Below are 26,899 nucleotides of genomic sequence, written 5' to 3' on the forward strand. Positions count from 1 at the left end.
GGTGCCGGGCAGGCGGCCCGGCGCGCGTCAGGGCAGTGCTTCTTCAGGGGCCATCGTGCGCCCACGCCCCCATGCGGCCCGGTAGGTGTCCTCGTCCAGTGAGCCGCGTACGGCCTCGGTGATCCGGTCCACGTCGCCTCGTTCGGCGGCGGGGAGCGGCATCGCCACGGAGTGCCTGGCCGCGTGCGCGGCTCCGAGCAGCAGGGCGGCCCGCGCGGGGCGGCCCGCCAGGGCATGCGCTCCCGCCAGGCCTTCCAGGGCCAGTGCCAGGGCCCGGGCGTCTCCCGTCTGCCGCGCCGCGGCCCAGCCGTCCCGGTGCAGCCGCAGGGCGTTCGCCGCGTCGCCGCGCTGCTCGGCGATGAAGCCGAGTTCGGCAAGGACCAGCGCGCGCCCCGGTTCGAAGGCCATCCGGGAGAGCCACTGGAGCACATGGCGCAGATGGGCCTCGGCGGCGTCGAGCCGCCCCTCGCGGCGGGCGCCGAGGCCGAGGCCGACCTCGGCGTGGATCTCGCCCGGCTTGAAGCTGTGCTCCGCCGCGAGGCGCTTGGCCCGCTCGTGGAACTCCCGGGCCGCGGCGTGGTCCCCGGTCAGCGTGGCGGTGCTGCCGAGTCCGGAAAGCCGGTCCGCGGCCTCCGGCCAAAGCCCGAGGTCCTCGGCCATGCGCAGACCGTCCCGGTGCAGCCGCGCCGCCCGTGGGTAGTCGCCGGTCATCTGGGCCAGCGAGGCAAGGGGCTCGACGGTCTGCAACTGGCCCCATTCGTCCGCGAGTTCGGCGAACAGGGCCGCGCTCTGCCGGCCGTCGCGTTCGAGCCCGCCGAGGTCGCCCCGGATGTGGGCCTGGTTGGCCCGTACGCTCAGTGCCGCCGCGATCCCCCACCGGTCGCCGACGGCGCGGAAGCCCTCAAGGGCCTGCTCGATGAGCTCCTCGCTCGACGCCTGCCGGCCCACACCGAACAGGGCGAAGCCCAGGAACCACCGGGCCCTTGCCCCGTCGCGCCGGTCCGTGACGTCCTCGGCGAGCGCCGCGGCGGCCGGGCCCCACTCCGTCCGGTCCACACCGTCTCCGACGAGTACGGCGAAGCCCGCCCGCCAGGCCCGGACCTGGGCCCGCAGGGACGCCTGGGAAACTTGCGAGGCCTGCGACGCCGGGTCCGTGGCGGGTTCGCCGCGCCGCACGGCCAGCGCGGCGTCCAGGGACCTGCCGGCTTCCCGGAGCCGGCCGCGCAGAAACCAGTACCAGGCCAGTGCGTCGACCAGTCGCAGCGCGTCGTCGGCGGCGTCGTGGTCCGCCGCGTGTTCGAGGGCGCGGCGGAAGTTGGCGGCATCGGCGTCCAGGAGCCGCAGTTGGCGTCGCTGGTCGTGGCCGTGCAGTCGAGGTGCGGCCAGCTCGGCGAGCCCGGTGTAGTAGTGGCGGTGCCTGCGGCGCACACGCTCGGACTCCCCGGCCTCGTGCAGGCGGGCAAGGCCGTAGTCGGCGACCGATTCCAGGAGCCGGTACCGAGGGGTGTCGCCGTCGCCCGCCATGACGACCAGCGACCGGTCCACCAGGCGCGCGAGCAGGTCGAGTACGTCCTGTGGCGGTACGCCGTCCCCGGCGCAGACCGCCTCCGCGGCCTCAAGCGTGCAGCCTTCGCCGTGCACGGCGAGGCGCCGGAGCACGGCCTGCTCGGGTCCGGTCAGCAGCTCCCAGCTCCAGTCGATCATCGCCCGCAGCGTCCGCTGCCGGGGCGGCGCCCCTCGGTACCCGGTGGCCAGGAGCCGGAACCGGTCGTCGAGACGGGCGATCAGACCCGGTACGCCGAGGGCCCGCACCCGGGTGGCGGCGAGTTCGAGCGCCAGCGGGATCCCGTCGAGGCGACGGCAGATCACCGCGACGTCCCGGGCGTTGTCCGCGTCCAGGACGAAGCCGGGTGCCGCGGCGGCGGCCCGCGCGGCGAAGAGCTGTACCGCGCTGGATCGCGCGACGGCCGCGAGCTCCGTCTCGTACGGGGTGCCGGGCACGTCGAGCGGGGGCACGGTCCAGACCGTCTCACCGGAGATGCCGATCGATTCCTGGCTGGTGGCCAGGACGCGCAGCCCGCGAGCGCGTCGGAGCAGCAGGGAGACCAACTCGGCGACCGCGTCGACGACATGCTCACAGTTGTCGAGGACCAGCAGGAGCCGCTTCTCGCTCAGTGCCTCGGCGAGGCGGTCGGCCGGCGAGGAGGGTCGGCCGGCGGGGGCGGGCGACTCCTCCCGGATGCCGAGGGCGGTCATGACGGCCTCTGCCAGCGGGGGCAGTGCGTCGGTGGTGCTGGTGCTGGTGCTGGTGCTGGTGCCGGTGCCGGTGCCGGTCCTGGTGTCGGTGCCTGTGCCGGTGCTGGTCCCGGCCCTTGTGCGGCTCAGGGAGGCCAGTTCGACCAGCCAGACGCCGTCGGGGAAATCACCCGACAGCTGCGCCGCCGTCTCCAGCGCGAGCCGGGTCTTGCCCACACCGCCGGAACCGGTCAGCGTCAGGTGCCTCGCGGTGGCGAACAGGGACTTCACCTCGGCCACCGCCCCCTGGCGGCCGACCAGTTCATTCACGGGCGCGGGCAGGTTCGTGGGCGGGCGCCGTGGCCGGTCCACGGGTGCGGGTGCGGATGTGGGTACGGGGGTGGACGTGGCGGCGCGTGCGGTGGCGGGTGTGGTGCCCAGCGCCGGGTCCTGCCGCAGGATGGCCTGCTGCAGGGCGTCGAGTTCGGGGCCCGGATCCAGGCCCTCGTCGGCCAGGCGGGTCCTCAGTTCCCGGTAGCCGGCCAGGGCTTCGCTCGTCCTGCCCGCGCCGTAGAGCGCCCGCATCTGGACCGCGCGCAGCCCTTCGCGCAGCGGGTGCTCCACCACCAGCTCGGCCAACTCCCCTGCCACCGCGCTGTATTCACCCAGCTCGATCCGGGCCACGGCATGCGCCTCCACCGCGGAGAGCCGGGCCTCTTCGAGGCGGGCGGCCGCGGGCCGCGCGAACCCCGTGTCCTCGAAGCCGGTGAACGCGTTCCCCCGCCACAGTGCGAGGGCGTCGGACAACAGGGCGGCACGGGCCCGGGGCTCGGCGGCCGCACCGGCGCGGGCCGTCAGCGCTGCGAACCGGCCCGCGTCGACGCTCTCGGGGGCCGTACGCAGCAGGTAGCCGTTCCCCTGCAGCCGCACCAGCTCACGGCCGCCCGCCTCGGCGTCTTCAAGCACCCGCCGCAGCTGCCAGATCTTGGACTGCAGGGCGGCGGACGGATTGCCGGGGTACTCGCCCTCGCCCCACAGGTCGTCGATCAGCCGGTCCGCGGAGACGGGCCGCCCCTCGTGGATCAGCAGATCGGCCAGCAGGGCGCGGGTCTTGAGCCCGGGAACGACGACCGGACCGCCGTCCGCCGTCCATACGGCCAGCGGCCCCAGCACCCCGAATCGCATGGCGTCACGGTAACTCAGCGCCGTGACGTGCCACTCGGCGCCATGACGTGCAGAGAGTCGGCCGGGAGTCGGCCGGGAGTCGACCGTGAGTGCGTGGTGAGTGCCTGGTGAGTGGCCGGAGAGTGCCCCGTCGCAAGCTCGGACGGCGCCCGGATCACCGGGGCGCGGACGCACCACGGACCACGGAGGGTTCCCATGACCACAGACACCCGAGCCGACGCGGCTCTCAGAGCCGGGCCCCGGGAGTGGCTCGGGCTCTTCGTGCTCACGCTGCCCACGATTCTCTTGGCACTGGACGCGACCGTGCTGAATCTCGCCGTCCCCGAGATCAGCGCCGATCTCCGGCTCAGCGGCACGGAGTTGCTGTGGGCGGTCGACATCTACGGCTTTATGATCGCCGGCCTCCTGGTGACGATGGGAACACTGGGCGACCGGATCGGCCGCCGCAGGCTGCTGATGATCGGGGCGCTCGGATTCGGCGCCGCCTCGGTCCTCGCCGCGACGTCCACCAGCGCCGAGATGCTGATCGCCGCCCGTGCGCTGCTCGGCATCACGGGCGCCACGCTGATGCCCTCCTCGCTGGCCCTGATCAGCAATATGTTCAAGGACCCCCGGCAGCGCGGGGTCGCCATCAGCGTGTGGGTGACCTGCTTCTCCGTCGGGATCGCCGTCGGCCCCGTCCTGGGCGGTGCGCTCCTCGAACGGTTCTGGTGGGGCTCGGTGTTCCTGCTCGGCGTACCGGTGATGATCGTGCTCGTCGTGGCCGCGCCGCTGCTCCTTCCGGAGTACCGGGACCTGGGGGCGGGCCGCGTCGACCCGGCCAGCGTGGCGCTGTCGCTCGGCGCGGTGCTTCCGGTCGTGTACGGCCTCAAGCGCCTTGCCGAGCACGGACTTGACGTACTGTCAGTCGCTGCGATGGTGATCGGTACGGTCCTGGGCCTGCTGTTCGTGCTCCGCCAGCGCGGGTTGGCCGATCCGCTGCTGGACCTGCGGCTGTTCAGGAACCGGGCGTTCAGCGCCGCGCTGCTTGTCCTGCTGCTCGGCCTGGGCGCCATGGGCGGTCTCTACCTGTTCATCACCCAGTATCTGCAACTGGTCGAAGGCCTCTCTCCCATCAAGGCCGGGCTGTGGCTCCTGCCCGCGGCGGTCGCGCTGATCGCGGCTTCCTCGCTGACGCCGGTGATCACGCGAAGGGTGCGTCCTGGTTACGTCGTCGGAGGAGCGCTGCTCATCTCGGTGCTCGGTTACGGGCTCATCACCCAGGTCGACAGTGCCGGCGGCCTGCCGCTACTGGTGACCGGCTTCGTTCTCGTCTACACCGGCATCAGTCCCATGATGGTGCTCGGCACCGATCTGGTCGTCGGCTCGGCCCCGCCGGAGAAGGCCGGTTCGGCCGCGGCGATGTCGGAGACGGGGATGGAGTTCGGCATCGCGCTGGGCGTCGCCGGGCTCGGCAGCGTCGTCACCGCCGCGTACCGGGACGAGATCACCGGCACGCTCCCGGGCGGCCTCTCGGGGGCCGCATCGGAGGCGGCCGGATCCACGCTGACCGGCGCCGAGACCGTGGCCCGTGAGCTGCCGGGGCCGCTGGGCGCCCAGGTCATCGCTCCCGCGCGGGAGGCGTTCACCGGAGGGCTGAACCTCGCCGCCGGTGTCGCCGCAGCCGTCGTCGCCGTCCTGGCCGTCGCGGCGATGGTGCTGCTGCGGCATGTGCGGAGCGTCGACTGAGCCGGAGCCTTGCGCACCGTCGTCACCGGCTTCGCCGAGTTCGTCCTCTATCGCCGGACGGGCTGAAACCCCTCCGCAACGCCGCTTGCATCAGTGCCCGCCGGGGTGTGTCACAGCTGGATCCACGTCGTCTTCAGCTCCGTGTACTTCTCCAGCGCGTGCAGCGACTTGTCCCGGCCGTTCCCCGACTGCTTGTAGCCGCCGAACGGCACCGTCACGTCGCCCTCCTCGTAGCAGTTGACCCAGACCGTGCCCGCCCGCAGCCGGCGCGCCACGGTGTGCGCGGTCGACAGGTCCGAGGTCCAGAGCCCGGCCGCGAGGCCGTACGCCGTGTCGTTGGCGAGGGTGACCGCCTCGTCGAGCGAGCCGAAGGTGAGGACGGCGAGGACCGGGCCGAAGATCTCCTCGCGGGCCAGGGGCATCTGCGGGGTGACCTGGTCGAAGACCGTGGGGGAGAAGTAGCTGCCGCCGGGGACGACTTCGAGCCGGGTGCCCCCGGCGCGCAGCCGGGCGCCGTCCTCCGCGCCCCGGCGTACGTGCTCCTGGACGGAGTCCACCCGCGCCGTACCGGCCAGCGCCCCCATCTCCGTGGCCGGGTCCAGGGGATCGCCGACCCGCAGTGTCCCGGCCCGCTCGACGACCGCCGCCGTCACCTCTTCCGCCACCGACTCGTGCACGAGCAGCCGCGAGGGCGCCGTGCACATCTCGCCCTGGTTGAAGAAGATGCCCCAGGCCGCGGTGGCCGCTGCCGCCGCCAGGTCGGGGGCGTCGGGCAGGACGATGTTGGGGGACTTGCCGCCGAGCTCGAGCCAGACCCGCTTGAGGTTGGAGTCGGCGGCGTGGCGCAGGAAGTGGCGGCCCACCGCCGTGGAGCCGGTGAACGCGAGGACGTCCACGTCCGGGTGGCGGCCGAGCGCGCGGCCCGCGGTCGGGCCGTCGCCCGCGACGACGTTCAGGGCGCCCGGCGGCAGCCCCGCCTCGTCGGCGATCCTGCCGAGCAACAGGGCGGACAGGGGCGTGAGTTCGGAGGGTTTGAGGACCACCGTGCAGCCCGCCGCGAGCGCCGGGGCCAGCTTCCAGGCGGCGAGCGTGAGCGGGAAGTTCCAGGGGACCACCGCGCCGACGACGCCGGAGGGTTCCCGTGTGACGAGTGCCAGGGTGTCGGGCTCCGTGTGCGGGGACGTGTCGGTCAGCTTGTCGGCGAGCTCGCCGTACCAGCGGAAGGTGTTCGCCAGGGCGCGCAGCTCGATCGCGTACGACTCGGAGATCGGTTTGCCGTTCTCCAGGGTGACCGTGAGGGCGAGAGTGGAGCGGTGCTCTTCGATGAGAGCAGCGATCCGCAGCAGGGTCCGGCCCCGGTCGGCGGGGGAGAGCCGCGGCCACGGCCCGGTGTCGAAGGCCCGGCGGGCGGCGGCGACCGCGAGGTCCACCTCCTTCTCGCCCGCGTCCGCCACCAGCGCGAGGGTGCGGCCGTCGCGGGGTGAGACGACGGGGAACGCGCCGCCCGAACCGTCCGCATCGGCGCCCGCGACGCGGTGCCGGGTGGGCAGTTCGGGGACGAGCGCGTCGGCCCGCCGCATCCAGTCCTGGTGGCTGCTGGTGGACAGGGCGTCGTCCGGCATGGCTGCCTCCGGAGGGGGAGTGGCGTAATTCGTTTGGTCTCAAACGGTAGTGCAACACTGCGCCCCCATCGAGGGGTTGACCCGGTCGACTCCACGCTCATAATGTTGTTTGGGTTCAAACGAACTGGCGAACTGGAGGATGCCATGGCTCCCCCCGCTCCCGGACCACCGGCCGACGCCCCGCGTGCCCCGCGTGCCCCGGGCGCCCTGGAGGCCCCGGACGCCGCGCCCGTCGCACCTCTCGCGCCTCTCGCGATCGTCGCCGGCGTCCCCGTCGACACCCGCCACTGGATCGGCGGCGAACGCGTCGCATCCGCCGCCACCTTCACCGACCGCTCGCCGATCGACGGTGCGCCGCTCGCCGAGATCGCCCGCGGCGGTGCCGCCGAGGCGCGGGCCGCCGTGGCCGCCGCACGTGCCGCCTTTCCCGGCTGGGCCGCCACCCCGCCCGCCGAACGGGCCCGGCTCCTGCACGCCGTCGCCGACGGGGTCGAGGCCCGCACCGATGACCTCGCGATCGTCGAGACCACCGACAACGGCGCCCTGCTGCGCTCGCACCGCCGCGGTGTCATGCCCCGCGTCGCCCACAACCTCCGCTACTTCGCCGACCGCCTGCTCGCCCTCGCCCACGACGACTTCGAGACCCGGGGGCACGTCAATCACGTGAGCTGGGATCCGGCGGGGCCCGCCGTCCTCATCACGCCGTGGAACGCCCCGCTGATGCTGGCCAGTTGGAAGGTCGCTCCGGCGCTCGCGGCCGGCTCCACCGTCGTGCTCAAGCCCGCCGAGTGGACCCCGCTGACCGCCTCGCTCCTCGCGGACATCGCGCACGAGGCCGGTCTTCCGGCCGGGGTCTTCAATGTCGTGCAGGGGTACGGCGCGGAGGTGGGCGAGCCCCTCGTCGCCGACCCGGACGTGCGCCGGATCAGCTTCACCGGGTCCGTGCCCACCGCGCGGCGCATCGCCGAGGCGGCCGCCGCGCACCTCGTGCCGTGCAGCTTCGAACTCGGCGGCAAATCACCGCTGCTCGTCTTCGCCGACGCCGATCTGGAGCTGGCCGCCGATCTCGCCGTCGAGCAGTTCGACAACGCGGGGCAGGTCTGCCTGGCCGCCACGCGCATCCTGGTCGAAGAATCCGTACGCGATACCTTCCTCGGTCTCTTTCTTGACCGGGTAACGAAGTTAACCCAGGGAGATCCGCGCGACGAGAGCACTGATCTCGGACCCAACATCGACCCCCGGCACATCGAGCGCGTCGACGGATTCGTGCGGCGCGCCCTGGACGTCGGCGCCAAAGCCGTCGTAGGCGGCGGCCCCAACGAGGAGCTGACCGCGCGCCTCGGCGGGAACTACTACCTCCCCACCCTCCTCACCGACGTCGCCCAGGACTCCGAGATCGTCCAAGAGGAGGTCTTCGGGCCCGTCCTCACCCTCCAGACCTTCCCCGACGGCGACGAGGACGAGGCCGTGCGCCTGGCCAACGGCACCCGTTTCGGCCTCGCCGCCACCCTCGCCACCGGCGACCACGACCGCGCCCGCCGCGTCACCGCACGGCTCGTGGCCGGGACCGTCTGGGTCAACTGCTTCTTCGTACGCGACCTCTCCGCACCCTTCGGCGGCTCCCGCCGGTCCGGCATCGGGCGCGAGGGCGGCGACTGGTCGTTCGACTTCTACTGCGATCTGAAGAACACCGTGAGCGCACCGAAGGGTTGGGCCCGCCATGGGTGAGATCGTCGGGGCGGGCCTGCTCGCCCACGTGCCGACCATCGTGCTCCCCGAGGAGACCCGCAAAGAGCTCAACGAAGGCCGCGAGATCAGCCTCGTCCCCGGCCTGCGGCGGCTGCGCGAGGAAGTCTTCGAGACGCTCGCGTACGACACCGTCGTCGTGCTCGACTCGCACTGGGCGACCACCGTCGAGTTCGTCGTCTCGGCACAGGACCGGCGTGCCGGGCTCTACACCTCCGAGGAGCTGCCGCGCGGCATGAGCCGGATGCCGTACGACTATCCCGGAGACCCCGAACTCGCCTACTCCGTCGCCGAGTTCGCCGAGCGGCACGGCACCTGGATCACCCCGATCGACGACCCGTACCTGCCCGTGTACTACGCCACCATCAATCTCTGGAAGTACCTGGGCGAAGGCCTCCCCGCCAGGAAATGGGTCTCGATCGGGGTCTGTCAGACCGGAGACACCGAGGACCATCTGCGGCTCGGCCGCGCGCTCGCCGACGGCATCGCCGCGCTGCCCGACCGCAAGGTGCTCCTCGTCGCGTCCGGCGCCCTCTCGCACACCTTCTGGCCGCTGCGACAGCTGCGCGACCACGAGTCGAGCGGGCTCAGCCACATCCGTACGCCCGAGGCGCGGGCCGCCGACGAGCTGCGCATCGCGTGGCTGGAGCGCGGCGACCACGCGCAAGTCCTGCGCACGATGCCGGAGTTCCTCACGCACAAGCCCGAGGCGCGCTTCGGGCACTACCTGATGATGATCGGTGCTCTCGGAGAAGAGCAGTGCTCTGCCGCCGGTCGCCCCTACAGCGCGTACGAGAACTCGGTCGGCACCGGACAGATGCACCTGTGGTTCGACCGCCCCGCCGGAGGCTGGACCGCCGGCGCCCGCACGGAGACGGAGGTCACCGCATGACGGACAACAGCAACACCACCACCACCGAATACCGCCGGATCCTCCTCGGCGGAGCCGCCGTCCAGGTCGTGCGCGACGGCGATGAACTGGTCGCCGCCGACGGTCGCCGCGTCAAGGCGGCCGAAGCGAGCCATCTGCCTCCCGTCCGCCCCTCCAAGGTCATCGCCGTGCACCTCAACCACCGCAGCAGGGTCGAGGAGTTCGGGATCGGCCTGCCGCCCGCTCCCACCTTCTTCCACAAGCCCGTCTCCGCCCTCAACGCCCACGGTGGTGCGGTGGTCCGCCCCGACGGCTGCAAGTACCTCAACTACGAGGGCGAGATCGGCATCGTCATCGGCCGTACGTGCCGCAACATCGCCCCCGCCGACGCGGGCGCGTACATCGCCGGATACACCGTCGCCAACGACTACGGCCTGCACGACTTCCGCGACACCGACGCCGGCTCGATGCTCCGCGTCAAGGGCTCCGACACGCTCTGCCCGCTCGGCCCCGGACTCGTCACCGGCTGGGACTTCCACGGCAAATACCTGCGGACGTACGTCAACGGATGGCTCGTACAGGACGGTTCGACGGACGAGATGGAGTGGGACATGCACTATCTCGTCGCCGACATCGCCCGCACGATCACGCTGGAGCCCGGCGACGTGCTCCTGTCCGGCACCCCCGCCAACTCCCGTCCTGTCTCGCCGGGCGACGTCGTCGAGGTGGAGGCCGAAGGCCTCGGCAGGCTCATGAACCGCATCGTCACGGGGCCGACGGCGATCCGCTCCGACGTCGGCGCCCAGCCCACCGAGTCCGAGGAGGTCGTCTCGACGGCCTTCGGCGGCGACTGGGAGTTCCGCGGCGTCCGGCCGCCGCACCGCTGACCCGCCCACGTACAGAAGCACGTACAGAACAGAAGGGAGTTGAGATGCTCAAGATCACCGTCGACATGAAGGTCTGCCAGGACCACGGGCAGTGCGTCTTCGCCGCGCCGGACGTCTTCACGATCGACGACGACGGCCGTCTCGCCTACGTCGCCACGCCCGACGACTCGCTGCGCGCCGACGCCGAGGACGCCGCCGACGTCTGCCCGCTGCAGGCCATCCGGGTCGAGGGCTGACCTGCCGTGGCCCCGGCGGGAATCGCCGTCGTCGGCGCGTCGCTCGGCGGTCTGCGCGCGGCGGAACAACTGCGCGCGGCGGGCTGGCAGGAAGCGATCACCGTGTACGGGGCCGAGCCCCATCTCCCTTACAACCGGCCTCCGTTGTCCAAGGAGGTCCTCGCGGGCGAGGCGCCCGCGACCGTAACGGCGCTGCGTCACCGACCCAGCGTCCAGGACGTCGAGTGGCGGCTCGGCACGGCGGTCGTCTCCGCCGATCTGGCCGCGCGCACACTCACCCTGGCCGATGGTTCGACGCATGCGTACGAGGGTCTGGTGGCCGCCACGGGGGTGCGGCCACGCAGACTCCCACTCACCGGGGGACCGCCCCGGCATGTCGTGCGCACCCTGGAGGACTCGGCGGGACTGCGCACCGAACTCGACGAAGACGTACGGGTGTTGGTGATCGGCTCGGGCTTTATCGGCTGCGAGGTGGCGGCCACCGCACGCAAGGCCGGATGCGAGGTGACGGTCGTCGCACCGGAGGCCGAGCCGATGATCCTGGCGCTCGGCGAGGGCCTGGCACGCGTACTGCGGCGGCGGCACGAGGCGTACGGGGTGCGCTTCCGCATGGGCCGCCTGGTCGCCGAACTGACTGACGGGTACGTGGTGTTGGACGATGGCGCCACATGCCCGGCGGACGTCCTGGTCGAGGCCGTCGGGTCACTGCCCAACGCGGAGTGGCTGGCCGCCACCGAGGGGATCGACCTCAGCGACGGCATCCTCTGCGACGGGCATCTGCGCATCGGCGGCCTCCCGCACGCGGTGGCCGTCGGGGACGTGGCGCGCTTCCCCAACCCCCGGTACGGGCCCGTCGCGCGGCGCGTCGAGCACTGGTCGATCCCCTCCGACAGCGCGAAGCACGCGGCCCGCGTCCTGGTCGCCGGGCTCACCGGCGGGGAGCACGGCCTGGGGCCGTTCGCGCCGCTGCCGACGTTCTGGAGCGACCAGTTCGCGATGCGCATCCAGTCGTTCGGCCAGCCGGGGCTCGCCGAACGGTGCCAACTCCTCCAGGGGGACCCGGAGTCGTACGACAGTGATGTTCTGTACGGCTACTACCGGGACGAGCGGCTGATCGGCGTCGCCGCGCTCGGCGGTCCCAAGGCGGCGGCGCTCGCCGGGAGTTACCGGCGCGAGCTGTTGGCACTTCCGGAGCCGGAGGCCGCCGCGTAATTCCCTGCCGGGCCGTCGCCCTGCGGCTGGACGCTCCGCTGGAAGACCGCTGCGTAATCTGCGGGCCGTCCGTGGCTGGTCGCGCCCACGTGGCGGAGCCGCACATGTCACAGCCCCGCGCCCCTGACGGGGCCGTGGTACCCCACGTGCCGGCTCCGGGCGGGCCGCCGCTAGACCCCGCCCACCGCAGTGAGCAGAGCCAGCGGCGCCGCCGCCGACCGGGACTCCCGTACGCAGGCGTGCGGATACGGAACCGGCCCCGGATAGGCCTCGCGCCCGTACCCCGCAAGCACCTCCGGGAGCCGGTCGCCGCCCGTCGACGCCGCCGCCACGAGCGCGCGGGCCACCGTACGCGCCTCGTCGTGCAGGCCGTAGCGCGCGAGGCCGAGCGCGATCAGTGCGTTGTCGTGCGGCCACACCGAACCCCGGTGGTAGGACAGCGGGTGGTACGCCGCCTGGCCCGCGGCGAGGGTCCGTACGCCCCAGCCCGAGAAGAAGTCGGGTTCCAGGAGGCGGCGCCCGACCGCCTCGCCGTACTCCTTGTCCAGGAGGCCGGACCAGAGCAGATGGCCCGCGTCCGACGCGAGGGCGTCGACCTGGTTGCCTTCACCGTCCAGGGCGAGCGCGGGAAAGCCCTGCCCCGGCATCCAGAAGTCCCGCTGGAAGCGGTCCCGCAGGTCGGCGGCCGCCTGCGTGAGCAGATCGGCGTACACCTTGTCGTCCCAGACGGTGCGGGCCAGCCAGGCGGTGCGGCCGAGCGCGTCGTACGCGTATCCCTGCGCGCCCGCCGCCATCACCGGGCCCGTGGCGCGGCTCCCGTCGGCGGAGCAGATCGCGCCGGGGGAGTCCTTCCAGTTCTGGTTGGCGAGGCCGCCCTTGTCCGCGCGGTAGACGAGATAGCCGCGCGAGGTGAGCCCGCCGTGGTCCAGGATCCAGCCGACGGCGGCCCGCGCGTGTGGCTCCAGGCGGCGGGCAAGGGCGGTGTCGCCGGACTGTTCCGTGTACGCGCCGAGCAGCACGAGGAAGAGCGGGGTCGCGTCGACCGAGCCGTAGTAGCGCCCGTACGGAACCTGCCCGAAGTGGGCGAGCTCCCCGTGCCGCACCTCGTGCACGATCTTGCCGGGCTGGGCGACCGCGCCCTCGGTGGACTCCGTGGCCTGCGTCGCGGCGAGCGCGGGCAGCGTCGCCGCGGCCAGGCGTGGCAGATAGGGGAGCGCGAAGAGGGAGGTCAGGAGGGCGTCGCGGCCGAGGAGCGTGAGGAACCAGGGGACGCCGGCCGCCGGGACGCGCAGGGCCTCGCCGTCCGGGCCCGACGCGGGGACCTGTAGCGCGGCGAGGTCGGCGAGGCCGCGACGGCACGCGGCCGCCAGCTCGGGCCAGGCGCCGGGGAGCGTCACGCCGGAGGTGAAGTCGTCCTCGGCGGCCGCGAGTTGGCGTACGGCGTCCGACGGTGCGTCCGGGACCTGTGGTTCCGGTGCGCCGTGCGGCTGCGCCGCGGCACGCAGTGCCACCTCCGCGGTGCCGTGCGCGTCGAGGCCGAGGGACCAGACGAGGCGCCGCGCACCGGTCCCGGTCTCCTCGACGGCGTCCGGCGCGGGCTCGGCGGTCACGGTCGTACAGGAGCGCCACTCGCGCCGCCGGTAGCCGAACTCGATGCCCAGGACGGGCCCTTCGTCGCCGCCGCCGATGACCCGCCGCGACCTGACGGCGCCCGTCTTCGCGTACGTACGGTGGTCGGCCCGCAGCTCGAACTGGTCGGTGAAGTCGGCGTCGACGGTCAGCGCGACCTGCACGGTCGTCGGCACCCCGCGATTGCTGGTGACCCGAAGGCACTCGACGAACGTCCCGTCGGTGACGGCCTGTTCGCGGAAGACGGTGTACGCGGGAGGCTCCTGCCGGCCGCCGCGCGGCACCAGGACGCACCGCCCGGCACCCGCCTCCGCGTCGGCCCGCGACACCGGCGTGAGGATCTCGGGGACGGCCCCGTCGACCGTCAGCTGCCAGCGGCTCAGATGCCGGGCGTCACGGACGAAGAGCCCGTCCGGAGCCGTGCCGCTGCCGCGCACCCCGCTGATGTCGCCGCTCGCGCCGATGGTGGCGAACGTGCTCCCGCGTACGAGCAGTTGATGTCCCTCAGTCATCCCCAAAACCCTCCCTCATCCGCGAACCCTCCCTGGTCACGCCCGGCGGGGTCGTCGAGCAGCAGATCCAGGGCGAGGGCGGCGCTCCAGCCGAAGCCGCGCGCACCGCAGCCCCGCCCCGTGTACGGGTCCACGTACTCCGCGAACCCGGACTCCCCGGCCACTTCGAGCAGCGCGCGCCGCAGGCCGTCCGCCCGCGCCCGCTCGCCGTGCAGCCGAAGTCCCCGCTCCAGCAGCCAGTTGGTGTTGAACCACGCGGGCCCGCGCCAGTACCGACGGGGGTCGAAGGCGCTCCCGGTGAGGTCGTAGCTCGGCACGAGGCGCGCCGCGCCGCCGAGCCCGAAGTGCGGTCCGTGCGCGGTGCGGACGAGCGCGGCGGCCACGGACGGCGGCAGCGCGGGCAGGATCAGCGGCACGAGCCCGCCGACGCCGCGCTCCGGCACCAGCTCCCCGGAGAGCTGGTCGCGGCAGAAGAACATGCCTTCCGCCGCGTCCCACAGCCGCTCCACGAGGACCTCGGTCAGCGTGTCCGCGCGGGCCGCGCGCCCGGCAGCCGCTTCCGGCAGGCCCAACTCGGCCTCGATACGGGCCAGTGCGTACTCGGAGGCGATGAGCAGCGCGTTGAAGGACGGGTCCTCTACGGCGAACTCGCCCGCCCCGTCCGCGTACCGGCGGTCGCGGTAGTCGGCGGCCAGGCGCACATATCTGCCGTAGTCGAGGTCGGTCGGCCGGTCTTCGGCGGCCCCGTGGTCCAGGTCGGCGCGCCGGTAGGCGGCCGGGTCGGCGGGGGTCACCCGGCTCAACGGGGCGTCCCAGCAAGGGCTGTTGTCCATGCCCTGCTCCCAGGGGTGCACCACGGAGGCGAGCCCGGCGCCGCCCGCGTCCCTGCTGCCGAGCAGATAGCCGTGCCAGGCGGCGAGGCGCGGCTGCACGCGGGCCAGGAAGGAACGGGCCCGGGAGAGGCCCGGGTCGGCCCGGTGCACCAGCCAGGCGGAGAGCGCGTGCACCGGCGGCTGCACGATGCCGGAGGTGTGCACGGCACCGGGCGCCCCGGCGGTGCGTCCCGCCGTCGTGGAGCGCCAGAAGTCCGGGCTGGGAAAGTAGGCGTCCAGAGGGACGGCGGGGTTGAACACGATGTGCGGTACGCGGCCGTCGCCCCACTGCGCGAAGAGCAGCGTCTCCAGCTCCAACTGGGCCCGTAAGGGGGAGAGATGGCGCAGTCCGATGGCGATGAACGCGGAGTCCCAGGACCACTGGTGCGGATACAGGGCACGGGAGGGGACGGTCGACGTCCCCGTCCAGTTGGCCCACAGGACATCGGCGGCGCGTTCGCGCAGCGAGGGCGGCGTGACGGGGCGGGCGGTCAGCTGGGCTGTGCTGCCCACGTTCGTGCGGCTCACGTTCGTGCGGTCCACGCGGATCTCCCCGAGGGGCTCGACGCCCTGTCAGTTTGGTGTTATCCAGCATAGGGTTACGTCTACTTAACACGCAAAACTCAATATGTAACGTGGAGTTGATGAGCGCAAGGGGAGAGTGGATGCCGGACAGGTCGGTTCGTGAGGATCATGCGGATCGTGCGGGGCGGTCGGCGGGAGGGCACATGGGGCAGGCTGCGGGAGGGCGCACGGGCGGACCTCACGCCGGCGCCGGCGACCTTCTCGACCTGGTGCGCAGCGGGCGTGCCACCACGCGCGGCGCCCTCCAGCAGGTCACCGGACTCTCCCGCGCCACCGTCGGCCAGCGCCTCGACCGGCTCTTCCGGGCGGGCTGGCTGCGCGAGGGGGCGGGCGGTCCTGGGGGTTCACCGCTCGGGGGGCGCCCCGCGCTCCGCCTGGAGTTCGACGACGCCCACGCCGTGGTGCTCGCCGCCGACCTGGAGACCCGGCACGCCCGCACCGCCCTGCTGAGCCTCACCGGCGAGATCGTCGCCGAGCACGCGGGCCCGCTGTCGATCGAGGAGGGCCCGGACGCGGTGCTCGGCGAGCTCGGCGCCCGCTTCGCCGAGCTGCTGCGCAAGGCAGGGCGGGCCCCGGACACGGTTTGCGGCATCGGGCTCGCCGTGCCGGGCCCCGTCGACAGCGAGACGGGCCGCGTCGTCCAGCCGCCGATCATGCCGGGCTGGGACGGGTACGACATACGAGGCCGCCTGAGCCGCGCCTTCGCCGAGCACACGGGCGGCCCCGCCGACCTCCCGGTCCTCGTCGACAACGACGCCAACCTCATGGCGTACGGAGAACAGCGCACCTCCTACCGGCAGTGCTCCGCCTTCGCCCTGGTCAAGGTCTCCACCGGCATAGGCGCGGGCGTCGTCGTCGGCGGCGCGGTGTACCGGGGCATCGACGGCGGCGCCGGGGACATCGGCCACATACGGGTCATGGACGCGACACGGGGTGCCGCCGCCCTCTGCAAGTGCGGGTCCTACGGCTGCCTGGCCGCCGTGGCCAGCGGGCGAGCGGTGGCCGCTCAGCTGAGCGCGGCGGGCGTCCCCGCGGCGTCCGGCTCGGATGTGCGCGCGCTCCTGGACGCCGGGCACCCGGAGGCCGTCGGGCTCGCGCGGGACGCGGGGCGCCGGGTGGGCGAGGTGCTCGCGACCGTCGTCACGCTGCTCAACCCCGGGGTTCTGATGATCGCCGGAGATCTGGCCGGAACTCCCTTCCTCACGGGCGTGCGCGAACTGCTCTATCAGCGGGCCCTGCCGCGCTCCACGGCTCATCTGGAGATCGTCACGTCGCGGCTCGGTGAGCGTGCGGGCCTGGTCGGGGCGGGGGCGCTGGTGGTGGAGCACCTGTACGCGCCGGGGCGGGCCGAGGAGCGGCTCGCGGCGCTCGGCGTATGACGGCGGCGCAACCGTCCGGATCGGGGTCCGGATGCTGACATCGGGCCCCTCCGGACAGCGTGATTCTCGCCACCCCTGATAGGGGTTGCGCTCAGATGAGCGGATGGTGGGCGAATCCACTTCTCCAAGGGGTGGCACTCAGTGCCAATGCTCGATCATTCAAAGGGTGAACTCACATCTGAGATTTCTCTGCTCATCTGAGCAAATCCCAGGTTCTACAGGGGTTGATCGTTCAAGACTTGAACACGCGGTTCGGCGAAGACCTACCGCCGAGTCACTTTCGATCTACTGGCGGACGGGTGGTTACAGCCGTATGACGCACAAGTGGACGTACCCAGGTGCCTTCGATCTGGGTATGTTCCTCGCCGTCAGGGCAGCCACCGAGTCCTCGAGGAGTCGAGACCCGTGTCGGAAAACAAAGATCCCCACGTAGCGACGCAGAGCGATGCGGGCGTGAAGTTCGTCTACGACTTCACCGAGGGCAACAGGGACCTCAAGGACCTTCTCGGCGGGAAGGGCGCGAACCTCGCCGAGATGACCAACCTCGGCCTGCCCGTCCCCCCGGGCTTCACGATCACCACCGAGGCGTGCAAGACCTACCTCGCCAGCGGCGAGGAGCCGGTCGAGCTGCGCGACGAGGTGAGTGCACACCTCGACGCCCTTGAGAAGCAGATGGGCAAGAAGCTGGGTCAGGCCAACGACCCGCTGCTCGTCTCGGTCCGCTCGGGCGCCAAGTTCTCCATGCCCGGCATGATGGACACCGTCCTGAACATCGGGCTCTCCGACAAGTCGGTGACGGGCCTGGCCAAGCAGTCCGGCGACGACCGCTTCGCGTGGGACTCCTACCGCCGCCTCATCCAGATGTTCGGCAAGACCGTCCTGGACGTCGACGGCGAGCTCTTCGAGGACGCCCTCGAGGCAGCCAAGGCCGCCAAGAAGGTCACGGTCGACACCGACCTCGAGGCCGCGGACCTGAAGAAGCTGGTCACGAAGTTCAAGAAGATCGTCAAGTCCGAGGCGGGGCGCGACTTCCCGCAGGACCCGCGCGAGCAGATGGACCTCGCGATCCGCTCGGTCTTCGAGTCCTGGAACACCGACCGCGCCAAGCTCTACCGCCGCCAGGAGCGCATCCCCGGCGACCTCGGCACCGCGGTCAACATCTGCTCCATGGTCTTCGGCAACCTCGGCCCGGACTCCGGCACGGGCGTCGCGTTCACCCGCGACCCGGCCAGCGGCCACCAGGGCGTGTACGGCGACTACCTGCAGAACGCGCAGGGCGAGGACGTCGTGGCGGGCATCCGCAACACCGTCCCGCTCGCCGATCTGGAGCAGATCGACAAGAAGTCGTACGACCAGCTCATGCAGATCATGGAAACGCTCGAGACGCACTACAAGGACCTGTGCGACATCGAGTTCACCATCGAGCGCGGTCAGCTGTGGATGCTGCAGACCCGCGTCGGCAAGCGCACCGCCGGTGCCGCCTTCCGCATCGCGACGCAGCTCGTCGACCAGGGCCTGATCGACGAGGCCGAGGCGCTGCAGCGCGTCAACGGCGCGCAGCTCGCGCAGCTGATGTTCCCGCGCTTCGACGAGAGCGCGAAGGTCGAGCAGCTCGGCCGCGGCATCGCCGCGTCGCCGGGTGCCGCGGTCGGCAAGGCGGTCTTCGACTCGTACACGGCCATCAAGTGGTCGCGTTCGGGCGAGAAGGTCATCCTGATCCGCCGTGAGACCAACCCCGACGACCTCGACGGCATGATCGCGGCCGAGGGCATCCTGACCTCCCGCGGTGGCAAGACCTCGCACGCGGCCGTGGTGGCCCGCGGCATGGGCAAGACGTGCGTGTGCGGCGCCGAGGACCTCGAGGTCGACACCAAGCGCCGCCGCATGACGGTCGGCGGCACCGTCATCGAAGAGGGCGACGTCGTCTCCATCGACGGCTCCACCGGCAAGGTCTACGCCGGCGAGGTGCCCGTGGTCCCCTCCCCGGTCGTCGAGTACTTCGAGGGCCGTATGCACGCGGGCGCCGACGACGCCGACGAGCTGGTCGCCGCCGTGCACCGGATCATGGCGTACGCGGACCGGGTACGCCGCCTGCGGGTCCGCGCCAACGCGGACAACGCGGAGGACGCCCTCCGCGCCCGTCGCTTCGGCGCACAGGGCATCGGCCTGTGCCGCACCGAGCACATGTTCCTCGGTGAGCGCCGCGAGATGGTCGAGCGCCTGATCCTGGCGGACGCGGACGACGAGCGGGAAGAGGCCCTGAAGGAGCTCCTCCCCCTCCAGAAGCGCGACTTCGTCGAACTCTTCGAGGCGATGGACGGCCTCCCGGTCACGGTCCGCCTCCTGGACCCGCCCCTGCACGAGTTCCTCCCGGACATCACGGAGCTCTCGGTCCGCGTCGCCCTCGCCGAGTCCCGCAAGGACTCCAACGAGAACGACCTGCGCCTGCTGCAGGCGGTCCACCGCCTGCACGAGCAGAACCCGATGCTGGGCCTGCGAGGCGTACGCCTGGGTCTCGTCATCCCCGGCCTGTTCACGATGCAGGTCCGTGCGATCGCCGAGGCGGCGGCCGAGCGGAAGAACGCCAAGGGCGACCCGCGCGCGGAGATCATGATTCCGCTCGTCGGCACGGTCCAGGAGCTGGAGATCGTCCGCGAGGAGGCCGAGCAGGTCATCGCGGAGGTCATCGAGGCGACGGGCGTAGACCTGAAGCTGGCCCTCGGCACCATGATCGAGCTCCCGCGCGCCGCGCTCACGGCGGACCAGATCGCGGAGGCCGCGGAGTTCTTCTCCTTCGGCACGAACGACCTGACGCAGACGGTCTGGGGCTTCTCGCGGGACGACGTCGAGGCCTCCTTCTTCACGGCATACCTGGAGAAGGGCATCTTCGGTGTCTCCCCCTTCGAGACGATCGACAAGGACGGCGTGGGCAAGCTGGTGAAGGACGCGGTCAAGGCCGGCCGCGCCACCCGCCCCGACCTCAAGCTCGGCGTCTGCGGCGAGCACGGCGGTGACCCGGAGTCCGTGCACTTCTTCCACGAGGTGGGCCTGGACTACGTCTCCTGCTCGCCGTTCCGCATCCCGGTGGCCCGCCTGGAGGCAGGCCGCGCCGCTTCCCACTCCACGGGCAGCGACCACCGGTAAAGCCCCGGGACCGTCGCCGTGTCCCCGACCCTCAGAACCGATGCGGCGACGGTCCCGGTCCACGATGAAGGGGCAGCACCCTGTGCGGGGGTGCTGCCCCTTCGGGGTCGAACAGGGCTTTCCTGCCAGCCCCCTGCGTACTGACCTGCTGCGTGCCCTGTTTCGGCTGAGGCCGAAAGGCGTAGCGCCCCTGTTCCCCACTGAGCAGCATGGCCCGTACTGGCTCTGGACGTGATGACGGGGGAACCATGACGATCAAGAAGGTGTTGGCGCGTACGGCGGCTGTCGCGGTGATCGCGGCGGGCGGCCTGGTGATGGGGACGAGTACTGCGACGGCGGGCGACGGCTCAGGCTCGCCTAGCGGTGGCTTGGCCTCGCTGGTGGAGGGCGGTTCGGAGGCCGCGTTGGCACCGACGGGCGAGAGCGGCTGGAACGAGGCCGCTGCGCCGACCAGGATGGACGACGTCGGCGAGATCCTCGACGCGGCTCGGGGCGACTCCGACGGCGACGGGGACAGGGCGATGCCGATGGGCGAGGGCGTCGGCTTGCCCGGCGGGACCGGCCTCGCGCCGATGCTGGAGTGGGAAGGCTCGGACCGTTCTCCCGGGACCGGAACCCCGGACCCGATGGGCGAGGACACCGGAGCTCCCGGCGGCGGCCTGGTGCCTCCTGTCGAGGAGGGTGCAGAGGCCATGTCCCAAACCCAGGGCTCCCTACCCGTGGATGACTGGGAAATCGGGCCGAGGGGTGAGAGCGATGGCTCACCCGGCGGTTCAGGCCTGACGCCGGTTGAAGCGGGCAGTGGGTCACCCGGCGGGGGCTTCGTGGCGGCGCTGAACAGTGACGGCACCAATGACGCCAGTTCCACGGTGGCTGAGAACGGCGGCTCTCCCGGTGGCGGCATCGCACCGCGGGGTGAGAGCGACGGGGCGCCCGGCGGAGGTGGGCTCGCGCGTGGCTACGACGACAACGGCGACGGCGTGTACGACCAGGTCGCGCCCGCCATGGACGAGGACGGCGACGGTTACATGGACTAGAGGGCGCCCGCCGCGACCCGCCGCAGCAAGCTGGAGGTATGAGCTCGCCGACAGTCGTCCACCCGCCCGCCGGTCCTGGTGGCCGACGGGTGACGATGCGCGGGGAGTTCCTCGGCCTCGTGCACTCGGAGCGCGATGTCGCGAGTTCCTCCGCCGGGCGGGGGCATCGGTGACCACCAGCCACTCAGGCGACGCGGCAGGGCGGCACGCTGGCCCGTACGCGAGAACGGTCCTCCGCGGGACCGGAGTTCCGGCGCCCGATCGCAACGTACTCAGTGACGGTACGCGGCTGTCGCGGTCTCGATGAATGATTGGATCAAAGGGTTCGTGGCGCCCTTGTTCCACGCCGCCACGACGCGGCTCGGTGGCATGTCGGTGAGCGGTGTCACGGCCAGCTCCGCGGGCAGGGCGTGGCCGAGTGGGGCCAGGCCGATCGTGCCGTTCCAGAGGACGGCCTGCAGGCATTCCTGGACGGTGCGCACCACGGGGCCCTCGCGCGGATCGCCGCCGTTCCAGTACGACTGCCAGATGGGGTCGGTCCCTTGCGGGAACTGGAACCAGCGGCGTTCGCTCAGGGCCGCCAGCCCTAGCCGGTCGTGGTGGGCCAGCGGATCGTCGGCGCGCAGGACCACGCCCACCGGATCGGTACGCAGCTCACGCACCGTCAAGGCTGTCTCGTTGAACGGCGCCCGCGTCAGGGCGATGTCGACAAGACCGGCGCGCAGGCCGCAGGTGGGGTCGGTCAGGTCGGTGTCGCGGATGTGGATGTCGATGCCGGGGTGGCGTCGGCGATAGGCGGCGGCCAGCCTCGTCGCTCCCGGGTCGGTGCCGTCGCCCAGGATGCCGACGGTGATGGTCGCGGCACCGGCCGCCGCGGCTACGCGTACGCGGGCGCGGTCGGCCTGGTCGAGCAGGGCCCTCGCCTCACCGAGCAGCACTGCGCCCACCGCCGTGAGCGTGACGCCCGCAGGCGTGCGGGCGAACAGCAGGGCGCCGACGTCGCGCTCCAGTTGCTTGATCGCCCGGCTCAACGGAGGCTGGCTCATGTGCAGTCGGGCGGCGGCCCGGCCGAAGTGGAGTTCCTCGGCGACCGTCACGAAGTAGCGCAGGGTACGTAGCTCCACGCTGGGACGATACCCATGAGGTATGAGCGTCGCGGAACGGGTCTTGGACAGCCGCGGGGTCCTGGCGGTGCACTCGGAGCATGACCGACGAAGCCAAGACCAGTGCACCGCAGGCCGACCCCGCCGTATCGGTGGTCGGTCCCGACGGCGGCGAGACGATCGTCCTCGGCACCACGCGCATGCGCGTCCTCGAAGACGGCAGCCACACCGGGCACCGCCTCGCCATCGCCGAGTCCGTCCTCGCCCCGCACACCGCCGGGCCGCCGCAGCACCGCCACGCCCAGCACGACGAGGGCTTCTACATCGTCTCCGGCACGGTGCGGTTCACCGTCGGGGAGGATGACCACGACGCCATCTCGGGCACGCTCGTGATGGTTCCGCCCGGCGTCCCGCACACCTTTGCCAACGTGACCGGCCAACCCGCCGTCATGCTCAGCACGTTCACCCCGGACCTGTACGTGCAGTACTTCCGAGACCTCCAGGACGTGATGGCCGGCGGCAGGCCGCTGACGCCACAGGCCGGCATCGACGCGATGAGCCGCTACGCGACCGAGCCCGCCACCGACCTCACCTGAAGCCGCCGGGATGAACGGGATGAACGTGATGAACGGGATGAAACAGACCGGCCCTCAGCCGTTCTCGTCGGGCGGTGTGCCGCAGCTCATGCCGCCGGGTCCGTCGAACTGCACCGAGCTGAAGAAGTCCTGGTAGGCAGGGAAGAAGTTGCCCTTGCCCGTCGGGCCGGCAGAGGTCACCGCCGTACAGCCCGTGTAGTTCGCGTCGGACCAGAGGTAGATGGTCGAAGGCGTGCGATTCCAGTCCGACTTGGCCCGGTCGTTCATGCCGAGCGCCGCGAGGTCCGGGGTGTTCGTCCTGAGGGCGACCATGTCACCGGTCCCGTCGAGGCCCGAGAACATGCAGTAGTGGCCGTCGGGGCAGCGGTCGTATCCGTCAGCCGCGTGCGCCGTGGAGGCCGGCAGCGCGGTGGCGGTCGCGGCGGCCACCGCCACGAGCAGTACGGAGAGCTTCTTCCTTGTCGCGATGAGCCTGCGCATCCCGGTCCGCCTTAATCGTCAGGGCCCGTGAGGGCGCCGTGGGCCCTCAGACTTGTTGATCTGTACGGTCAGCCGCCATCCCCCGCAGGGCTGGTTGGCCGGTTCGTCGCGTCGTATCGCGGCGTCGGTGAAACGTGTTCCCATTCCTCAAGTGTGGAATCGGTGACCTTCGTGGGGGCAATTCATGAGGGTCCTGGATTGTGTGCGTCGATATCATCGAGACAGAAGGGGTGGTCGAATGAAAAAGATCAAAGTGCGGCGGACGCTTTCGTTCCGATCGCATTCTCCGGAGGAGCGGACCTGGCCGCAGCGGGAAGACGCAGTTCGGGAGGGTGTCGAAGATGAGGGTGGGGGAGAGGCGGGCGGGGTGCGGGAGCCGCGCGTCGATCCGCCGGAGGGTCCCGGCAGTGGTGAGGAACGCGCCATCCCGCCAAGGGGTGACTGAAGGAGACTCTGTGAACAGCGCGCCGGTTGTCCATATCGGCGAATAGTGTTGCGCCCGACATTGATCCAATGATCGCCGGGGGAGATCTTGGACTTGTTCCTCGACTTGTTCCTGGAATGCCTCTGAGTGGTTACTGGGTCCCCACTGCCCAAACAGGGGGAGACAATGAAAGGGCGATTCTTATTTCTGCTGGCCGCGATGGTCAGCGCGATGACGCTCCTGGTGGTCGGCCCGGCGCAGGCGCAGACCGCGAGCGGCGGGACCGGCACGAGCGGCGGAAGCGGCACGAGCGACGGAACCGGCGCGAACCCCGTGCCTGACCAGCTTCCGCAGCAGCTCGAGAAGCGCATCGCCGAACTGAAGGCCGACGGCGCCGAGATACTCGGCGTCACCTCAGCTCCGTACGAGGAGACCGCCAAGAAGGGGACCGCCAAGAAGGGGTCCTCGGCCGCCGAGCTCAAGAGACTCAAGTACGGCAGCAAGCCGACCAGCGGTACGGCCGAGGTCGGCCCGGCCCAGTACCCAACGGGCTGCGGGCTCTGGGTCCTTGTGTACCGCCAGGGCAACCTGATCTACAACGACTCGCTGACCTCGTGCCTCTACCAGGTGCTCGACATCCAGATGCACAGCGGTCTTGCCTGGTCCCGCTGGTGGGGCTGGCAGCAGCTCTACGAGCAGACCTTCGACAACGATGACAGCAGCTCCCTGGACACCTACATCTGGGTGGACTGCTCCGGCACGGGGACGCACGACTACCAGGGCGTCACCAACGGCTTCATCGAGACGTACGACGGCCGGGAGTTCCATGCGGCCGCCTACGACCAGATCGATCGCATCGAATGCGGATAGCCGCCGCTCCTGTGGCGACGGCTCGCGAGTGTTTTTGTTGATTCCCTTGTGAGGCTGGGGAGTTGAGTGGTGTAGTCCACTGCCATGACGAACCTCTCCCGTCGCACTCTCATCGCCGCGACAGCCGTCGCGGGCGCGGCCGTCGCCCTTCCGTCGCCCACGGCTCACGCCGTGGGCGCGGGAGCGCCCCCTGCCGGTGCCGCGCGTCGGGGCAATGCCCGCCCGACCGTCATTCCCGCCCTCCAGGAATGGGCCGGCGGCGACGGCGCCCACCGGCTCACCCCGGAGTCCCGGGTCGTCGTTCCCGCTCAGGATGCCGGTCAACTTCTCGTTCTGGCGCAGCAGTTGACGCGGGACACCGCCGACATCACAGGGCTGAAGCTCGCCGCGCCCCGCGCCGTCCGCCGCTCCCGCGCCGCCGACGGCGAGATCCTGCTGCGCCTCGACGCGGCCGCCCGGCACGCAAAGGGTGGCGAGCTCTACGCCCGCGAGGGGTATGAACTTGCGGTCAGGGTCGATGCCGTCACCATCACCGCGCCCGCCTACAGCGGTGTCTACTACGGCACCCGCTCACTTCTTCAGATTCTCCTCCACGACGAGCAGCGCTCCCGCGTGCCCGTCGGGACCGCTCAGGATTGGCCCAACTACCGTCTGCGCGGCTTCATGCTGGATGTCGGACGGCGCTTCTTCACGCCCGGATTCGTGCGGGACTACCTGCGCGTCATGGGGTGGTTCAAGCTCAACGATCTTCAGCTCCATCTCAACGACAACGAGATCAAGGCCCCGGGCGGCGACTGGAGCAAGGCCTATGACGCCTTCCGGCTGAGGAGCGACGCTGCCGAGTGGGAGGGGCTTGCGGCGCCCGACGGTTCGTACTCGCGCGCCGACTGGGACTCCTTCGAGGACACCGCCGCCCTGCACGCCGTGCAGCTCACCCCGGAGATCGATGCCCCGGCCCACGCGCGTTCCTTCGTACGCTTCCGGCCCTCGCTCGGCCTCGACGGCGGCAACTCCGACCACCTCGACCTCGCCAAGCCCGAGACGACGGCCTTTATGAAGGCCGTCTTCGAGGAGTTCGTGCCGTGGTTCCGCAGTCCCGAAGTGCACTACGGGGCCGACGAATACACCGGGCCCGAGGCCCAGTACCGCGCGTACTTCAACGACATGGCGGAGCATCTGCGGAGCCTCGGCAAGCATCCGCGTGCCTGGGGAAGCCTGACCGAGATGGCCGGTTCGGCGGACGGGTACGACCGCGACGTCACCATCCACAGCTGGAACAACGGCTGGTACGGGCCGCAGGCCGCCAAGGCCGACGGCTACGAGATCGTGAACACGAACGACGGGCTGTTGTACGTGGTGCCGTTCGCCGACTACTACCACGGGCACGGGCTCGACGGCCGCTATCTGTACGACAGTTGGGAGCCGCACGTCTTCCCGGGGAGCGAGAGTCTGGACCCTGGCGATCCGCAGTTGCGGGGTGCCATGTCCGCGGTGTGGAACGACCTCGTGCATGCCACGTATACCCAGCAGGACGTGCACGGCCTCATCGAGAAGACGTACGGCACGCTCGCGCAGAAGATGTGGAGCGGCGGCGAACAGGGCATCGCCTACGGGGAGTTCACCGCGCTGCTGCGGTGCGGGGCGCAGGGCCCCGGGCTCTCCACCGTGACCCCGACACTGGCCGATCCCGACGAGCTCGCCTTCGGTGCGGCCGCGACCGCGTCGTCGGGCGCCCATGCGTCGTACGTGTCCGACGGCAGCCACGTCACCTGCTGGACCAGCGCCGCCGAGGCCGGGGGACCGTGGGTGCGGGTCGACCTCGGTGCGGTGCGGCACGTGGGGCGGGTGCGGTTGGACTGGGGGCGGGAACACGGTCGTTCGTACGACATCGAGGTTTCGGACGATGGGAGCGCGTGGCGGAGGGTCGCCTCCCGGCGGGGGCTTGAGCGGGCCGGCTGGGACGAGCTGGAGTTCGGGGGTGTGGAGGCGCGGTACGTCCGGGTGCGGGGGCGGGAGAGCGGGCGGGCGCGGTGGGTGTTGTGGTCCGTGCAGGTTTTCGACGTGCCTGATCTGGCTCGGGGGCGGAAGGCGACGGCTTCTTCCGCGGAGACGGCTTCGCTGGGGGCGGAGAACGCGGTCGATGGGGACGCGGGGACTCGGTGGGCCTCGAAGTACAGCGATGGTGAGTGGATCGCCGTCGATCTCGGGGAGGCGCGGAGTGTGCGGCGGGTGCTTCTCGACTGGGAGGCGGCGGCCGGGCGGGACTATGACGTGCAGGTCTCGGCGGACGGGGGCTCGTCGGGGTGGCGGACCGTGGCTGAGCGGCGGGGGCGGGATGAGGCGGGGGTCGACGCGGTCGACCTGCCGTCGGTCGTGGCGCGGTTTGTGCGGATGCAGGGGGTGAAGCGGCAGACGGAGTACGGGTATTCGCTCTACCGGTTCGAGGTGCGGGGGTAGGCCGTAGGCCCTGCGGGGCTTCTTCCCCAACCCCGCCCCTTCCCGAACTTTCCGGCTCCGCCGGCCGCGAGGTGGCCGTAGATCACCGG

Annotated in this window: 19 protein-coding genes; 13 read left to right on the plus strand and 6 right to left on the minus strand. The window is 71.5% G+C overall.

The features are described 5' to 3' along the window. Positions 1-27 precede the first annotated feature (27 nt). Positions 28-3,420 carry a BTAD domain-containing putative transcriptional regulator gene (locus tag AB0G47_RS00285; RefSeq protein ID WP_360762273.1) on the minus strand — a complete coding sequence of 1,131 codons (3,393 nt, stop codon included), beginning with the start codon at positions 3,418-3,420 and terminating at the stop codon, positions 28-30. Positions 3,421-3,615: 195 nt separating this feature from the next. Here AB0G47_RS00285 and AB0G47_RS00290 point away from each other — a divergent pair, with 195 nt between their 5' ends. Then, positions 3,616-5,148 (plus strand): MFS transporter, encoded by a 1,533-nt coding sequence (locus AB0G47_RS00290; protein WP_360762276.1) that lies wholly within the window; start codon positions 3,616-3,618, stop codon positions 5,146-5,148. Between the two features lie 110 nt (positions 5,149-5,258). Here the strand turns inward: AB0G47_RS00290 and AB0G47_RS00295 are convergent, their stop codons facing one another. After that, positions 5,259-6,770, minus strand: coding sequence for an aldehyde dehydrogenase (locus tag AB0G47_RS00295; protein ID WP_360762278.1), 1,512 nt, complete (start codon positions 6,768-6,770; stop codon positions 5,259-5,261). Between the two features lie 144 nt (positions 6,771-6,914). Between AB0G47_RS00295 and AB0G47_RS00300 the strand changes: the two genes are divergently transcribed. Genes AB0G47_RS00300 through AB0G47_RS00320 form a run of 5 tightly spaced genes read left to right on the plus strand, consistent with a single transcriptional unit; the run spans position 6,915 to position 11,722 of the window. Further along, positions 6,915-8,498, plus strand: coding sequence for an aldehyde dehydrogenase (locus AB0G47_RS00300; RefSeq protein WP_360762281.1), 1,584 nt, complete (start codon positions 6,915-6,917; stop codon positions 8,496-8,498). Further along, on the plus strand, positions 8,491-9,408 hold the full coding sequence (locus AB0G47_RS00305; protein WP_360762284.1) for a 3,4-dihydroxyphenylacetate 2,3-dioxygenase: 918 nt from the start codon (positions 8,491-8,493) through the stop codon (positions 9,406-9,408). Before AB0G47_RS00300 ends, AB0G47_RS00305 begins: the two co-directional genes overlap by 8 nt. Further along, positions 9,405-10,274: a fumarylacetoacetate hydrolase family protein gene (locus AB0G47_RS00310; protein ID WP_360762287.1), complete on the plus strand. Its 870-nt coding sequence runs from the start codon at positions 9,405-9,407 to the stop codon at positions 10,272-10,274. Before AB0G47_RS00305 ends, AB0G47_RS00310 begins: the two co-directional genes overlap by 4 nt. 44 nt (positions 10,275-10,318) lie before the next feature. Next, positions 10,319-10,510 carry a ferredoxin gene (locus AB0G47_RS00315; protein WP_360762290.1) on the plus strand — a complete coding sequence of 64 codons (192 nt, stop codon included), beginning with the start codon at positions 10,319-10,321 and terminating at the stop codon, positions 10,508-10,510. Positions 10,511-10,516: 6 nt separating this feature from the next. Further along, positions 10,517-11,722 (plus strand): FAD/NAD(P)-binding oxidoreductase, encoded by a 1,206-nt coding sequence (locus tag AB0G47_RS00320; protein WP_360762293.1) that lies wholly within the window; start codon positions 10,517-10,519, stop codon positions 11,720-11,722. 170 nt (positions 11,723-11,892) lie between these two features. Here the strand turns inward: AB0G47_RS00320 and AB0G47_RS00325 are convergent, their stop codons facing one another. Together AB0G47_RS00325 and AB0G47_RS00330 are read right to left on the minus strand one after the other, a co-directional pair. Further along, a complete protein-coding gene (locus AB0G47_RS00325; protein WP_360762295.1) occupies positions 11,893-13,863 on the minus strand; it encodes a glycogen debranching N-terminal domain-containing protein in 1,971 nt (656 codons plus the stop codon). Further along, complete coding sequence (locus tag AB0G47_RS00330) at positions 13,860-15,248, minus strand: trehalase family glycosidase (protein WP_360763874.1); 1,389 nt, start codon at positions 15,246-15,248, stop codon at positions 13,860-13,862. Before AB0G47_RS00330 ends, AB0G47_RS00325 begins: the two co-directional genes overlap by 4 nt. A gap of 215 nt (positions 15,249-15,463) precedes the next feature. Between AB0G47_RS00330 and AB0G47_RS00335 the strand changes: the two genes are divergently transcribed. The 4 genes from AB0G47_RS00335 (at position 15,464) to AB0G47_RS00350 (ending at position 21,053) form a co-directional block, all read left to right on the plus strand. Next, positions 15,464-16,699 (plus strand): ROK family protein, encoded by a 1,236-nt coding sequence (locus AB0G47_RS00335; protein WP_360762298.1) that lies wholly within the window; start codon positions 15,464-15,466, stop codon positions 16,697-16,699. A 405-nt stretch (positions 16,700-17,104) separates the two neighbouring features. Then, positions 17,105-19,843: a pyruvate, phosphate dikinase gene (ppdK, locus tag AB0G47_RS00340; protein WP_360762301.1), complete on the plus strand. Its 2,739-nt coding sequence runs from the start codon at positions 17,105-17,107 to the stop codon at positions 19,841-19,843. A gap of 248 nt (positions 19,844-20,091) precedes the next feature. Continuing rightward, entirely contained in the window at positions 20,092-20,880 is a 789-nt protein-coding gene (locus tag AB0G47_RS00345; protein WP_360762304.1) for a hypothetical protein, read from the plus strand. A 38-nt stretch (positions 20,881-20,918) separates the two neighbouring features. Continuing rightward, positions 20,919-21,053, plus strand: a complete 135-nt coding sequence (locus AB0G47_RS00350) for a hypothetical protein (RefSeq protein WP_360762307.1) — start codon at positions 20,919-20,921, stop codon at positions 21,051-21,053. A 99-nt stretch (positions 21,054-21,152) separates the two neighbouring features. Here the strand turns inward: AB0G47_RS00350 and AB0G47_RS00355 are convergent, their stop codons facing one another. Further along, entirely contained in the window at positions 21,153-22,004 is an 852-nt protein-coding gene (locus AB0G47_RS00355; protein WP_360762310.1) for a LysR family transcriptional regulator, read from the minus strand. Positions 22,005-22,084: 80 nt separating this feature from the next. On the opposite strand from AB0G47_RS00355, the gene AB0G47_RS00360 reads away from it, so the two are divergent. Continuing rightward, on the plus strand, positions 22,085-22,579 hold the full coding sequence (locus AB0G47_RS00360) for a cupin domain-containing protein (protein ID WP_360762313.1): 495 nt from the start codon (positions 22,085-22,087) through the stop codon (positions 22,577-22,579). Between the two features lie 54 nt (positions 22,580-22,633). On the opposite strand, the gene AB0G47_RS00365 is transcribed toward AB0G47_RS00360, so the two are convergent. Continuing rightward, positions 22,634-23,059, minus strand: coding sequence for a peptidase inhibitor family I36 protein (locus AB0G47_RS00365; RefSeq protein WP_360762315.1), 426 nt, complete (start codon positions 23,057-23,059; stop codon positions 22,634-22,636). A gap of 610 nt (positions 23,060-23,669) precedes the next feature. Between AB0G47_RS00365 and AB0G47_RS00370 the strand changes: the two genes are divergently transcribed. Together AB0G47_RS00370 and AB0G47_RS00375 are read left to right on the plus strand one after the other, a co-directional pair. Further along, the gene (locus AB0G47_RS00370; protein ID WP_360762318.1) at positions 23,670-24,353 is read left to right on the plus strand and encodes a hypothetical protein; all 684 of its coding nucleotides are present in this window, start codon (positions 23,670-23,672) and stop codon (positions 24,351-24,353) included. Positions 24,354-24,437: 84 nt separating this feature from the next. Beyond that, the gene (locus AB0G47_RS00375; RefSeq protein ID WP_360762321.1) at positions 24,438-26,810 is read left to right on the plus strand and encodes a discoidin domain-containing protein; all 2,373 of its coding nucleotides are present in this window, start codon (positions 24,438-24,440) and stop codon (positions 26,808-26,810) included. Positions 26,811-26,899 lie beyond the last annotated feature (89 nt).

Origin of the sequence: Streptomyces sp. NPDC021622 (assembly GCF_040640795.1) — a bacterium.
Taxonomy (GTDB): Bacteria; Actinomycetota; Actinomycetes; order Streptomycetales; family Streptomycetaceae; genus Streptomyces.

Bases quoted from the DNA above. Each gene is read 5' to 3' on its own strand.
- AB0G47_RS00285 (WP_360762273.1), bottom strand. From the start codon at position 3,420: ATGCGATTCGGGGTGCTGGGGCCGCTGGCCGTATGGACGGCGGACGGC.
- AB0G47_RS00290 (WP_360762276.1), top strand. From the start codon at position 3,616: ATGACCACAGACACCCGAGCCGACGCGGCTCTCAGAGCCGGGCCCCGG.
- AB0G47_RS00295 (WP_360762278.1), bottom strand. From the start codon at position 6,770: ATGCCGGACGACGCCCTGTCCACCAGCAGCCACCAGGACTGGATGCGG.
- AB0G47_RS00300 (WP_360762281.1), top strand. From the start codon at position 6,915: ATGGCTCCCCCCGCTCCCGGACCACCGGCCGACGCCCCGCGTGCCCCG.
- AB0G47_RS00305 (WP_360762284.1), top strand. From the start codon at position 8,491: ATGGGTGAGATCGTCGGGGCGGGCCTGCTCGCCCACGTGCCGACCATC.
- AB0G47_RS00310 (WP_360762287.1), top strand. From the start codon at position 9,405: ATGACGGACAACAGCAACACCACCACCACCGAATACCGCCGGATCCTC.
- AB0G47_RS00315 (WP_360762290.1), top strand. From the start codon at position 10,319: ATGCTCAAGATCACCGTCGACATGAAGGTCTGCCAGGACCACGGGCAG.
- AB0G47_RS00325 (WP_360762295.1), bottom strand. From the start codon at position 13,863: ATGACTGAGGGACATCAACTGCTCGTACGCGGGAGCACGTTCGCCACC.
- AB0G47_RS00335 (WP_360762298.1), top strand. From the start codon at position 15,464: ATGGGGCAGGCTGCGGGAGGGCGCACGGGCGGACCTCACGCCGGCGCC.
- AB0G47_RS00345 (WP_360762304.1), top strand. From the start codon at position 20,092: ATGACGATCAAGAAGGTGTTGGCGCGTACGGCGGCTGTCGCGGTGATC.
- AB0G47_RS00350 (WP_360762307.1), top strand. From the start codon at position 20,919: ATGAGCTCGCCGACAGTCGTCCACCCGCCCGCCGGTCCTGGTGGCCGA.
- AB0G47_RS00360 (WP_360762313.1), top strand. From the start codon at position 22,085: ATGACCGACGAAGCCAAGACCAGTGCACCGCAGGCCGACCCCGCCGTA.
- AB0G47_RS00365 (WP_360762315.1), bottom strand. From the start codon at position 23,059: ATGCGCAGGCTCATCGCGACAAGGAAGAAGCTCTCCGTACTGCTCGTG.
- AB0G47_RS00370 (WP_360762318.1), top strand. From the start codon at position 23,670: ATGAAAGGGCGATTCTTATTTCTGCTGGCCGCGATGGTCAGCGCGATG.
- AB0G47_RS00375 (WP_360762321.1), top strand. From the start codon at position 24,438: ATGACGAACCTCTCCCGTCGCACTCTCATCGCCGCGACAGCCGTCGCG.